The 13,435-nt window shown below is 28.2% G+C and carries 10 protein-coding genes; 9 read left to right on the top strand and 1 reads right to left on the bottom strand.

Annotated features, from left to right (window positions below; translation table 11 throughout):
- The first annotated feature begins 214 nt into the window (after positions 1-214).
- From EDD60_RS04020 to EDD60_RS03990, 6 genes are all read left to right on the top strand, one after another.
- Positions 215-2,182 (top strand): ABC transporter ATP-binding protein, encoded by a 1,968-nt coding sequence (locus EDD60_RS04020; protein ID WP_066449078.1) that lies wholly within the window; start codon positions 215-217, stop codon positions 2,180-2,182.
- Positions 2,183-2,661: 479 nt separating this feature from the next.
- Complete coding sequence (locus EDD60_RS04015) at positions 2,662-4,623, top strand: hypothetical protein (protein WP_132226224.1); 1,962 nt, start codon at positions 2,662-2,664, stop codon at positions 4,621-4,623.
- Positions 4,620-5,462, top strand: coding sequence for an ATP-binding cassette domain-containing protein (locus EDD60_RS04010; RefSeq protein WP_066449072.1), 843 nt, complete (start codon positions 4,620-4,622; stop codon positions 5,460-5,462). Before EDD60_RS04015 ends, EDD60_RS04010 begins: the two co-directional genes overlap by 4 nt.
- An 825-nt stretch (positions 5,463-6,287) precedes the next feature.
- Positions 6,288-6,998: a DNA alkylation repair protein gene (locus EDD60_RS04000; RefSeq protein ID WP_066449069.1), complete on the top strand. Its 711-nt coding sequence runs from the start codon at positions 6,288-6,290 to the stop codon at positions 6,996-6,998.
- On the top strand, positions 6,998-7,612 hold the full coding sequence (locus tag EDD60_RS03995; RefSeq protein WP_243646628.1) for a DUF6434 domain-containing protein: 615 nt from the start codon (positions 6,998-7,000) through the stop codon (positions 7,610-7,612). Before EDD60_RS04000 ends, EDD60_RS03995 begins: the two co-directional genes overlap by 1 nt.
- Positions 7,613-7,697: 85 nt before the next feature.
- On the top strand, positions 7,698-8,432 hold the full coding sequence (locus EDD60_RS03990; RefSeq protein ID WP_082787410.1) for a GDSL-type esterase/lipase family protein: 735 nt from the start codon (positions 7,698-7,700) through the stop codon (positions 8,430-8,432).
- Here EDD60_RS03990 and EDD60_RS03985 read toward each other — a convergent pair.
- Complete coding sequence (locus EDD60_RS03985) at positions 8,429-9,592, bottom strand: helix-turn-helix domain-containing protein (RefSeq protein WP_066449067.1); 1,164 nt, start codon at positions 9,590-9,592, stop codon at positions 8,429-8,431. The two genes, EDD60_RS03990 and EDD60_RS03985, sit on opposite strands and share 4 nt — an antisense overlap.
- A 133-nt stretch (positions 9,593-9,725) precedes the next feature.
- Here EDD60_RS03985 and EDD60_RS03980 point away from each other — a divergent pair, with 133 nt between their 5' ends.
- The 3 genes from EDD60_RS03980 to EDD60_RS03970 all read left to right on the top strand — a co-directional run bounded on the left by EDD60_RS03980 (position 9,726) and on the right by EDD60_RS03970 (position 13,368).
- Positions 9,726-11,240, top strand: a complete 1,515-nt coding sequence (locus EDD60_RS03980) for a hypothetical protein (RefSeq protein ID WP_066449065.1) — start codon at positions 9,726-9,728, stop codon at positions 11,238-11,240.
- 117 nt (positions 11,241-11,357) lie between these two features.
- A complete protein-coding gene (locus EDD60_RS03975) occupies positions 11,358-12,446 on the top strand; it encodes a DUF871 domain-containing protein (protein ID WP_066449063.1) in 1,089 nt (362 codons plus the stop codon).
- A 4-nt stretch (positions 12,447-12,450) separates the two neighbouring features.
- The gene (locus EDD60_RS03970) at positions 12,451-13,368 is read left to right on the top strand and encodes an ROK family protein (RefSeq protein WP_066449061.1); all 918 of its coding nucleotides are present in this window, start codon (positions 12,451-12,453) and stop codon (positions 13,366-13,368) included.
- The last annotated feature ends 67 nt before the right edge of the window (positions 13,369-13,435 follow it).

The following is a 13,435-nucleotide window of genomic DNA, read 5'->3' as shown; positions in this document are numbered from 1 at the left end:
AATCAATCTGTAGAATCACGAGGGATGGATAATACATGATTGAGGCATTGTTGATGGAAGTAGTGAATCAATTTCATGAAATTATATTTTAATAAAAATGAATTATGTTACATATTTTTCTATAGGACACCTACATGGAGCTTATCAAGTTCATACTGTTAGAAATGTATATATTCAAGATTCATTTAACTTTATTATTGAAAGAGGGATGGAAATGTTAACTTTAAAAGACATTCATTTTTGTTATCAAAAACCTATTTTTAAAAATACAACAATGGAGTTACCAAGTACATCCTTCGCATGTATTCGAGGAAAAAGTGGTAGTGGAAAAACAACACTTTTAAAATTACTTATCTTTGATTTAAAGCTAGATTCTGGTGAAATACTTTATAATGGAAATGAAATTCATTCTCAGGAAGATTTTCTATTTAATCATATAAGTTATATTGATCAAGAAGGACAATTTTTCCCTAATATGAATATTTATCAACACTTTTATTTCTATGCACAATTACATGGAATAACACTATCAAAAGAAGATGTTCTATACTATTTAAAAGAAGTCAATTTAGAAAATATTGAGGTGAAAAAATCTCCTTCTTATCTATCTACAGGGCAACGTAAAAGGTTTTTAATTGCTTTAGCACTTATGATGCATAAAGATATCTTATTGTTAGATGAACCAACATCTTCGTTAGATAATGATAATAAGAAAATATTAATTGATTTGCTCAAAAAATTATCACAAAAGATATTGGTTGTTTGTACATCACATGATGATTATTTAATAAGTCAAGCAGACCAGATATATACAATCAGAGATTATCAAATTATAAAAGAAAAAGAAACAGTTGTAAAAGAGTCATTATTAGAAGAACAGAATCATAAACCTCAAAAATTAAATTACTATAGATATAAAAATTTAAAGCTTAAAATTATGTTTTCTATTATATTTATAATAGGTGTTATTACAATTGTAATGGTATCATTTGGGGTAAGTGTTAATGTGTTTTTAAATTTAGATGTGAATACTTCTACTCATATTAATGAAACAAATGGTTTGATTTTTTATAAAGTTCCTGATGCTAGATGGTTAGATATGGAGGAATATGATTTTATTGATAATGAAGATATTAGAAATATTCAAGATGTAGAAGGTATTAAATCTGTGACACCATATTATGTTGTTGCTGATTGGCGGGATGGAGAAATTAAAGCGATGACTGTTGAAAATTCATCTGGTACAAAGAAAGAAATCTCATATTATTGGGAAAAAATGTCAAAATATTATAATAAGGATTGGTATGCCAAGATTGCTATATTTTCATATGATCCTCTACAGCATATACAATTAAATGGAAAAGATATTCAAGGGACTTATATTGATGAAAATTTTGCAGATTTTATTAATGAAGATATAGACAAAGGATTAAAGTTATCATTGAATTTTGAATTTCCTTATCAATATTTTGAAACAAAAACAATGTATACAGAAATGAATGAAGAAGTAAAGGAAATAGGATGCCTACACAAAGCATCAGATATTGAAATAAGTGTAGATGGAGTTTTACCTGATAATGTATATAACGGGATTGATGGAACGGCTATAGATTCTAGTAATTTTTTAAGAATTTATATGCCTGTTAAAGAAGTGCAAAGTTTACTTAAAAATAATGCAATGAATCAGACAAAGCATATATATGATCATCCTATGACTTATTTAATTTTGTGTGAGCAGGATAATAAGGAAGATATCAAATTAAAGATAGAAGGAATGAATGAACTTTATAGAGTAAGGTATCAAAATTTGAACACATATCAAGTTGTTGAATCTGGTCATTCTATTCATTATACGACTCTCTTTATTGATTCAATTCTGATCTTAGCAGTTTCGTTACTTTGTTATTATTACATTCGTATAAGAAAGCAAGAGATTGTTATTTTAAAACACAATGGATTAAAAAATAAAATCAAAAGATATTATACAATTGATTATATTTATTTAGATACAATTTGGTTTGTTGTTTCGGTTATTGCACTTGTTATTTATATAAGATGGAGTGGCTTTATAACGAACTGGATTCTTATATCGGGTTTATGGGTATGTTCTACAGTTATTCTAATTGTTTTATTCACTTTAGTGAGTCAAATGTCAATAAGGGCAATTACTCATAAATATTAAAGTTCTTTATATCATTTGAATTAACAATATGAATGAAATATTATCTATGATAATATGGATTGGTGAAAGAATGAAAAGAAAATTATTTGTATAGTTATCTTATGACTACTTTTTCAATGGTTGCTGTTTTTGCTTATGGAAGATTAAGGAGTACAACTTTGTATAAAAGTTCGTCTACTGATGCAGTAACTGATTGGATAGGATATGATTACATTGCTAAAAATGATGCTTCATCTTCAGCGTTAATGGAAGCTGCTACTTGGACTTCTTGAAAGGGTGCGATTTTTCCTAATCCGAAAGAAGCAGTTGTAACAATATCATGGGAAAAGACCACAACATTTAGTGATTCACAAAAATATACATCGATTTATCGACTTGTTTTAACACCAAAAGCAAAAGAACTTGTTGCTGGAAGTGGAACCATAAAACCTAGCAAGGAATAATAGTAAAGAGATTTAAAAGATGGGAGTGGAAAATTTATGGAGAAATTAAAAGTTCATTTACGTTTGATGAAAAGCTTTCCAAAAATTTATGGTGTGCTTTTGTTTGGGGTATCTATTTTCATGATTTATTTTGGATATTTGATTTTTTTAGGAATGGCAAGCTTTGATGTTTTAGGATTCAGTAGTAGAGTAAATTATATATTTTGTGCCATTTTAATGGTAACTTCTTATCTTTTGTTGACAGGTGCAAGTAATAGTCAACAAGATGAAAGTATAAATTCTTTAGATAAAATGAATTATAGTTATCAAAAGAATATTTATGTTATTCTTTTGATAATGATTATAATCATTAACTTAATTATGGCTTGTGTACTTATTATTCATGATTGGCATAATACTTATTTTTTGACACATTTTCTTCAGCCTTATCTTTATAATTTATTGATTCCACAAGTGATTTGTTTATCTATTGTTTTTATTTTATCATTGTTTAAAAATCATGTTATGCACATTGTTATGTTGATTATCTTTATCTTTATGACAAGTTCATTTTCTGAAATATCTTGGCCGCTCAAACCATCGTTTCCTACTGATAAGATTTATCAATTTATCCATTTACCATTTGAATTGTTTTATCAAAATGGTGAATGGGGCACTGATGTTATGTATGGATATCAATGTGAACTGAGTCGTTTATGGATATTTATAATGTGGGGAATTTTATTATTAAGTCTTTATTTTATTAAAATGAATTGGCGTCCACTAAATCAATCAAATATATATAAATGCGGATATAAGATTCTGCTTGTTTTGACTGTGGGAAGTTGCTTTATGATATATTTGCCAGAATCAAAATATCGAATCAATGATGCCTGGGATGGTTATTTCTATGATATACGTAAAGATAGAAATCTTACAGAGGTAAAAGATGAGAAAGTCAATTATAAGATATCTGAATATGATTTAACAGTGAGTACAAAGCGAATGCTTGGTGTTGAAGGAGAACTTCATTTAGAAAGTTCAATTCCTAGAAAAGATTTTATTCTAACACTTTATCAAAAATATAATTTAAAAGAATTAAAAAGTGATGAGAATATGACTTATCAAAGAAAAGGTGATTATATTTATATACAATTTGATCAACCTATTTCTCAAATTGATTTGAATATAGAGTATAAAGGGTATCATCCTATTTTCTATTCAAATGCTCAAGCAACTATGTTACCAGGATATTTTTCTTGGTATCCAATGTGTGGTGAAAAACAGATTTTTATAACATATGAGATTAAACAACTTGATGGATATGATACAACGGAATTTGGATATAATACTTTAAATCACATTGATAATGCAAAAATAACACTTCATACTGATAAAGACTATATAACAAATTTAACTAAGAAAAGTGAACATGTTTATCAAGGAACAAGTGATAGTATCAGTTTATTTGATGGATATATTGAGTCTGCTGATTATCATAATATAATAAGTTATTTACCATTAAATGGAACTTTACAATCTAAAAAACAATATCTAAAAGATATTGAAGATAATTACTTAGAAGAATTAGAAAAGATTGAAAAGATTTTTGATGTATCTATGGAAAAATATCGAGCTAAAAAAATTATTAATGTGACTGGAGATATTTCTAGAAATACAAACATTGGAGAAACAGCGATTTTTGATGATTATATTATAAGCAGCTATATGAATATTAGATCTTCTATACTTTGTGGAATTGTTGAATCATCACCTAAAAAAACATTACTAACTTATGCTATGAAATGGTGTCCTGTTCAAGATAATCTAGAAAAATATTATCAAAATCTTATCAATAGCATAAGTAATGGAGATAATAATATTGACCAAATAAAGAAAATCAATGCAATTGTTGACAAGTTAGGAACAAAACGTTTTTTACATGAGTTATATGAATATATGTTTGATGATACACCTGCTGATGATGAAAAGTTCTTAGAAAGGATGGAGAGTCTATGATTACAATTCAAAATATTAAGAAAAGTTATAAGAAGAATGTTGCTTTAGATGATGTAAATATGACTTTGGAAAACAAAGTCTATGGTTTATTAGGTCCTAATGGAAGTGGAAAGACAACATTACTTAGAATTATTTCTGGTTTATTGAAAGCAGATCATGGTTCTATTGTTTTTCAAGATAAATCTATACAAGAGGCATCTATTGGTTATTTACCTCAAAAGTTTGGTGTTTTTAAAGAATTAAGTGTTTATGAACAATTAGAGTATTATTGTATTTTAAAGAAAATTCCTCAATTACAAAGAAAAGAGTCTATTCAAGAAGTTTTAGAAAGTGTCAATTTAGAAGATATGATAAACAGACATTGTAAAGAACTTTCTGGAGGAATGGTCAGACGTTTAGGGATTGCTCAAACATTTCTAGGAAATCCTGATATCATTCTTTTAGATGAACCAAGTGCTGGTTTAGATGTTGAAGAAAGATTGCGTTTTAAACGTATTTTATCAGCCAAAGATTTTCCTTTCCCTATCGTTATATCTACACATATTGTTGAAGATGTTGAATCAACATGTGATATCTTAATTGTTTTGAAAAAAGGAAAAATCATTTATACAGGAACACCAGAAGATATCTTAAATCATGCTAGAAATCATGTTTATGAATTATCTGAAAAAGATTATCATAGTATTTCTTTTCCTCATTATTTGGTTAAGATTTCTGGTGAAAAACAAAAAAACTATCGTATTTTATGTGATGATATTTTAAATGAATCATGGAAAAGAGAACCTGAGATAGAGGATGGATATATGTATTTAGTTAAAGGACCTTTCCATGAAGTATGATTTAGAATTAATTATATTTGACATAAAACATAGAAAAATAATATATTTGATACCTGTTCTCTTTGTTTTGCTGATCTTTTTTCCATTTATGATGAATCAAGCTGAAAATATCATTTTAACTGGAGGTGATCCCTTTATTTATTTTCAATATTTTCAAAAGACTTTTCCTTTGCTTATGATTTATTATTTATATTTGTTTTTTAGAAACTTTTTAGATAATGAATCTATGGAAGCAATTCATGTTATGAATATGAAAAATAAATTTATACTGATTATTTATATTTTATGCTTTTTTCAAATAATTTTAATCCCATTTTATGTTCTTTCATTTATATATTTTGATTTCTCCTTGGTTTTAAGTGAACTCTTGAATCTTAATTTTATCTTATTCTTTTTATCCTCATTATTTTATTGTTTGAGTTATTGCTTTGTTTCACCAATCGTTGCTTTAGGAATTATTTTACTGTATTGTTTTGTATTTATATCATTATTACCATTTATTTCTTATCTTAATGTATTTCATATAAATGAACCAATTTTGGGAATGACTAAAGAATATTATTTAAAACATATTATAGAACTTATCATTATTATTTTTATTGGTATAAAAAGACAAAGACATTTTTTATAAGGAAAATGTTTTTGTCTTGCAATCATTCAATTTTATAAGTACAGAGGGCTGATAATAAATAAATTATGCTTTTATCTCTTTTAAAATAAAGAAGTATCATTGAAACTAATAGGGGTTAAGATGATACTTTTATTGATTGGAGTATAAAAAGAAAATGGTTTATGATAAGATAAATGTAATCAAGGAGAAAAATTATGACAAGTCAAGATATTATAGAAAAATTAAAACAAGAATCATCAGAAAAATATAAAGCAAATGTTATAAAAATGGGAGTCCCTGAAGAAAATAGTATAGGTGTTCCTACATCACAATTAAGAACAATAGCTAAAGAGATTGGAAAATCAAATGAAATAGCTTATGAATTATGGAATAGTGGTTATCATGATGCAAAATTATTAGCTGTTTTGGTATTTGAAGTGAAAAAGTTATCTTTTCAAGATATTGATCAATTAATGAATGATGTTATTTCTTGGGATTTATGTAATTTTATATGTAAACAAATGATTATGAAAAGAAAAGATTATGATGATTTTATTGAACAGTGGATTGATTTAAATCATGTATATAAAAAACGGGCAGCGTTTGTTTTGATTGGAAGTGCAGTGATTAAAAATAAAACTATTACTCACGATACATTAGACCAATATTTATATCTCATTCAAACTCATCTGGATTGTGATCATGAACATGTTAAAAAAGCTGTATCATATGCATTAAGAGAAATTGGTAAAAAGGATTTTGAATATAATGAAAAGGTTTTATTGATGGTGGATGAAATGTTACGAACGCAAAATAAAACACAAGTTTGGATTGCTAGAGATGTGAAAAAGGAATTAGAGAATGTTGTTGAAGCAAAGGGTAGAGAACGTTTGATTTCACGTCAATCAAAGATGGGAGAATCTTAATGATGATAGACGATAATCAACAACGTCCACAACTTGATAAGTCATTAGACAGTCAAACATTTCTTAATTACTATTATTTAAAAGAGGAATTAGTTGATTTCTGTAAACAAAATGGTTTACCAACTTTAGGAAACAAAGTTGACATCACAAAGCGAATTGCTTATTTTCTTGATACTGGTGAAATTTTATCTTCTTCAAAGCCTGTAAACAAAACGATTGTTGTAGAGAAGATCTGTGAAGAAAGTTTGATTGAAGAAAATTTTAAATGTAGTGAAAAGCATCGGGCTTTCTTTAAAGAAAAGATTGGAAAATCATTTTCATTTCAAGTCCCTTTTCAAAAATGGTTAAAAGCAAATGCAGGGAAAACATATCAAGATGCGATTAATGCCTATTATCAGATTCAAGAAGAAAAGAAAACAAAGAAAACGACTATTGATAAACAGTTTGAATACAATACTTATATCCGTGATTTTTTTAATGATAATCAAGGAAAGACATTACAAGAGGCAATTCTTTGTTGGAAATATAAAAAATCTAAAGCTGGTCATCATCAATATGAAAAAGATGATTTAAAAGTACTTATCAAAAATGAAGAAGATATATCATTTGATTAGCTTAAAATCATGATATTTATATAAAAAATACGATATAATAAAAAAGCAATCTCCTTTAGAATAATAATGAAAGGAGATTTTTTACATGAAAAAACATAAAACATTATGGGTTGGTATGATTTGTGCTTTCGTTCCAATCCTAATAACAATATTTCTTATTCTTTTTGTTTTTAATCAAGTGGGAAAAATGGGAGAAAATGAGATACTTCATAAAACCCAAAACTATGAACAATTGTCTCAAGATTCTTTAAAAGAAACAACAGTGTTCTTTGGTGATTCTATTACTGAATTATGTCCTGTTGAAGATTTATATGCAACATATACAAGAAAAACAGGAGTACCTATTATCAATCGAGGAATTAGTGCAGAAACAACCGATTCAATGCTTAAACGAATCGAAAAGACTGTTCTTGTGATGAAACCTAAAAATTTAGTTATGTTAATGGGGATTAATGATATTGCTGCAAAAGTAGATAATCAACAGATTGTCAACAATATTAAACAAATGATAACTTTAACCAAACAACAAAGTACTAAGACACATATCATTTTACAAGCTGTTTATCCTATCAATAAAACTGATCGTGAATCTTTATTTGATAAGTTTCAATTAAGAGATAGAGATAATCAAACAATTGATGAATTAAATGAAATGTTAGAATCTTTAGCCAAAGAAGAAAAGATTACTTTTTTAAATGTGAATTCCTATTTAATGGATAAAAACAAAGAGTTAAAGAAAGAATACACTTTTGATGGATTACATCCTAATATGCAAGGTTATTTAGCAATTAGGGATGCAATATTAGAGGTTTTAGATTAATGATCTTTTAAATGAGATTGTTGATATTGTTTAGGAGTCATGTGTTTATATTTTTTAAAGATTTGGATAAAATTACTTTGTGAACTATAATTTAATAGACAACTGATTTCAATATGACTCTTATTCGTAAATAACAATAAACGGGCAGCTTCGTCTGCCTTTTTTCTTTGAATATAATGAGTCATTGTTTCCCCAACTTCTTTTTTAAAAGCTGCAGAAAGATAACTTTCAGATAACCCTGTATGTTCAACCAAATGTGATAATGAAATCTTATCATAAAGATGAGTATCTATATAATGAATACATTTATAGACATGTAAAGAATAATGATCTTTTTTAGTTTCATTTAATTGATGATAAAAATCATAGATGGACTGTTGAAATAAAGTAATTAATTCTTGAATATTGGTGATATAAGAAAGTTTATTTAAAGTAGCATCTGACAAAGAAAAAGCTAATTCACTTGAAACACCTTCTTGAATATTAATACGAGTAATCAGAGTAATAAAACTAACAACTTTATAGATTAAATCTTGTAAAATATTTTGTGTCAGAAGTTGTGTATCCTTGATATTTATTTGATTAAGTAATGCTTTCACTTTGTAAAAATGTCCATCTTGATAAGCTTTTAATAGAGATTGTTCAAAATGATAATAATCAGGTGTTTCCTGAGTCATTCGACGATGTGTCAAAATATCGTCTTTTTTCTTTACTTGTTTAGATTGAATATAATCCACATGAATAGATTGTAATGGTAAATATTCATGAGTTGTCATTTCATATAACATTTTCACAAAATTTTGAAAAGCCATAAAATGAAGGGATGCAATATGTGAACGAATCATTGATTCAGGTACAATCTTTATCCAGCTTTCAGGAAGATTTTGATGAGGGTTTTGTAAATCGTTTAATATACAAGCACAAACAATCATATAGTCTTGTTTTTCATAAGTGACTTGCATTCTTGCATAAGCAATACTATGATCATAAACCAAAATATGAACTTGATGATATGTCATGAGGAAAACATCATGTAGAAATTGTTTCATATCAATAATTGTTATTTTAGGATGAATAAGTTGTAAATCTTTGTCAAAGATGACACAAGGTATATGTAATGTATTATATAACTCATCAATAATAGAAATCAGTGTTTTCATAAATACTCCTTAAATTATAGTAAAATTTTGATATAGACAGTAAAATATCAATACAAATAAGATAATCATTATTATATACTAAATGCGTTGAGAAAACAATGTAAACACTTACAAAAAGAAAGGGGACAAAAACATGGGATTGAGTAAGAAAAAGAAAATAATGATAGGAGGAGCAACAGCAGCTATATTGGTTGTTGGATGTCTTTCTGGAGGTGGGATGATTTTAGGTACACTTCAAGATGGGGCACATCAATTAAATAGTGGTGCCGGAGCACTTCAAGATGGGGCACAAAAAATTGTCGCTGGAACAACATCATTAAAAGATGGAAGTCATGGATTGTATACAGGTTTGAGTCAATATACTCAAGGAGTCAGTGCATTAGGTCTAGGGGCAAATAAGTTAAATGAAGGAATGGAAAAATATACTGGAGCAGTTTCTTTATTAAAAAAAGGGGCAGATGGTTTGTATAATGGTGTATATGGTTATACCGGAGCAGTTGAGGGTATGCATAATGGAATTACAGCATTAGATCAAGGTGCTGGTGTTTTATCACAAGGAACAACTGGATTATCTGAAGGGACAACAAAATTGAATGATGGAACAAAAACTTTATATCAAGGTATGAAAGTCTTAAATGATAATTCTGATGCATTATTAGCAGCACCAGATATGATGGTAGAAGGATTGACTCAGTTAAAAGGTGGACTTTCACTTGTACCAAGTGAAAATCAAGTCAAACAATTAACTGATGGTTCATCTGCTATTTTGACAACTTTATCAAAATTATCTGATGGAGCCACAGCAGTTGATCAAGGTGTAGAAACTTTAAAAACAACAATTCATGGATTAAAAGAAAAGGCATATTCAAATGAATCTTTAAATAAATATGTAAGTATGATGGAGAAAAATCCAACACTAGTGAAGTTATTATTAGGAGCATTAAATGAAGATCAAAAGACTGAGATTATTTTAGGTTTACTTGGTGTCTATAGTGCAACAAATACAGTATTAGATGGGGCAACAACTTCGATTGAAGGAATGCAAACATTATCATCAGGGGTATCACAAGGAATGACTTCTTTAAATGAAAAATATGGAGTGCTTGATCAAGGAATTCAAAGTATGTCAGCTTTACCACAAGCTGCTCAAAAGATGGGGCAAGGTATTGATGGTATGATTGGCGTTATTCAAGAACAAAAAGTAGGAATGACAACTTATGTGAATGGTGTTCAAACAGCTTATCAAGGAAGTGCAGCTTTATATAGTGGAACACAAGAATTAAAAAATGGTACAACAACTTTAAATCAAGGTGCTCAAAAATTAACGAGTGGTATTCATGAACTTTACAATGGTTCTTCAAAGTTAAGTCAAGCAGGGACACCATTAAAAGATGGAACATTTGCTTTAATGACTGGGTTAAATCAACTAGATCAAACAAGTACACCATTATTAATGGGAATGAATACATTATGTCAAGGTGTCCAAAAGTTAGATGATATTAAAACTGATTTATTAAAAGGTGCACAAGCAATTAAAGATGGAAATTCAGGTGTAAAAGATGCTATGAATGGATTGTATGAAGGAATTAAAACATTGAAAAAAGGAACACATCAATTATATTCAACTGTTGGTGGTAAAAAGAAGTAACTCTCTTAATGGAGAGTTTTTTTCTTGAAATCTTAAGAATCTAATATAAAGATAAAAAATATGATAAAAACAAAACATAGACTTTGTTAAACTAAAGACACAAAGGAGGAATTTTATATGTTAGGTATTGCCTTATATCCAGATAAAACAAATTTAAAAGATGATCAGGATTATCTTTTAAAAGCTAAAAAATATGGGTATCAAAGAGTTTTTATGAGTATGTTACAAATCGATAAGGATGATCCTAAGAAATCTATTCGTCGTTTAAAAGAAAGTATTGCGTTTGCTAATGAATTGAATATGGAAGTTACACTTGATATTCATCCAATGGTTTTTCAATATTTAAAAATGAAGGAAGATGATTTAAGTTATTTTTCTCAATTAGGAGTCAAAACAATAAGATTAGATAGTGGTTATGATGGGAAAGTAGAAGCTATGATGACGCATAATCCTTATCATATCAATATTGAAGTGAATATGAGTAATGAAACAAATTATCTTGATTTGATTCATTCTTATCATCCATATCGTCAAGCTTTAACTGGTTCACATAATTTCTATCCGCAAAGATACACTGGTTTATCATTAGAAGCTTTTAAACGCTGTAGTCAAAAATTTATAAAATATCATATTTCCAGTGCAGCTTTTTTAACATCGCAACATGCCTCTGTTTCACCGTGGCCTATTTCTGAGGGATTATGTACCTTAGAAATGCATCGAGATTTACCAATAGATGTTCAAGCACGACATATGAAAATGTTAGGGATGGTGGATGATTGGTTTATTGGAAATGCTTATGCAAGTGATGAAGAATTAAAAGCTGTCAGTGAGATTTATCAATCACAAATAGATATTTTACATATTAAATTATTTGAGGATGTGACTAAATTAGAAAAAGAAATGTTATTGAAATATCATCAAATTTATCGTGGTGATGCTTCTGAATATGTGATTCGTTCTTCTAAAAATAGAGAGCGTTATTATAAGCAAGATTTACCTGCTCATGGAAAAAGCAATATTCATCGTGGAGATATCTTGATTTTGAATGAAGATTATGGACAATATAAAGCAGAGGTACAAATTTCTTTAATGGATCGTCCTTATGATCCAAGAATTAATGTTGTTGGTCATATTTTAGAAGAAGAAATGATTTTAATAGATTGTTTAAAACCATTTCAAAGCTTTCAATTTCAAATAAAGGAGTAAACTTATGAAATATTATGCAGGTATTGATATTGGTGGAACAAGAATAAAAATGGGGATTATCAATGAACTTGGAGAAGTTATTGTTAATGAAAATGAAGAAACAAAAAAAGAAAAATTGGAACTCTTTACTCAAATTGATCATTTTATAAAAAGACATCCTTATCAAATTGAAGGAGTTGGATTAAGTACACCGGGTGTTATTAGGAGTGATGGATATGCACAAACTAGTGGTGCTATTCATTGTTTTTTAAACTGTTATGTGCAACAAGAATTAGAAGCCTTTTTACATTTACCAGTGATTGTTGAAAATGATGCAAAGTCAGCAGCTATGGCAGAAAAATGGATAGGCGCCGCAAAAGATGAAGATTCATTTGCCTGCTTAACCTTAGGAACAGCTGTTGGTGGTGCCATTTATATGAATGGACAATTGGTGAGAGGACTTGGTGGCTTAGCAGGAGAATTTGGAGTTGCTTTGTCAAGTTTGCAGCCAGGTGATTATAATGAGCATTCTTTTTCTTATCATGCAGCGACAGTTGCCGGACTATGTCGTGAGTATAGCTATAGTGTTAAAGAAAGAGTTTTAGATGCAAGAGTGATCATTGAACGAAGCCAACAAGGTGATGAAGTTGCAAAACTGTGTTTATCTCATTTTTATCATGCTGTGGCAGTATTATTTGTAAACATTGCAGTCATGATTGCTCCTGAAGTGATTATTGTTGGTGGAGGAATTAGTGAAAATCAAGAAGTTATGGAAGCTATCGAGGAAGAATATCAAAATATTTGTAAAGATTATCACGTTTTAAGTTTAGTAGAAATGCCTCATATTTTAACTTGTCAGTTAAAAAATGATGCAGGTATGATTGGTGCAGTCTATTCTTTTTTAAGAAGATATAAAAAAATAAATGATGGGAACTCTATATAATGAATTGTATATAGAGTTTTATTTTTTTTAAAGTTTGATTTCGTTGTTTATTATATTGAAGCATTAT

This window comes from Longibaculum muris, assembly GCF_004343035.1.
In the GTDB taxonomy this organism is placed as follows: domain Bacteria; phylum Bacillota_I; class Bacilli_A; order Erysipelotrichales; family Coprobacillaceae; genus Longibaculum; species Longibaculum muris.
Note: the sequence above shows the minus strand (reverse complement) of the source record. Positions and strands in the feature narration are given on the sequence as shown.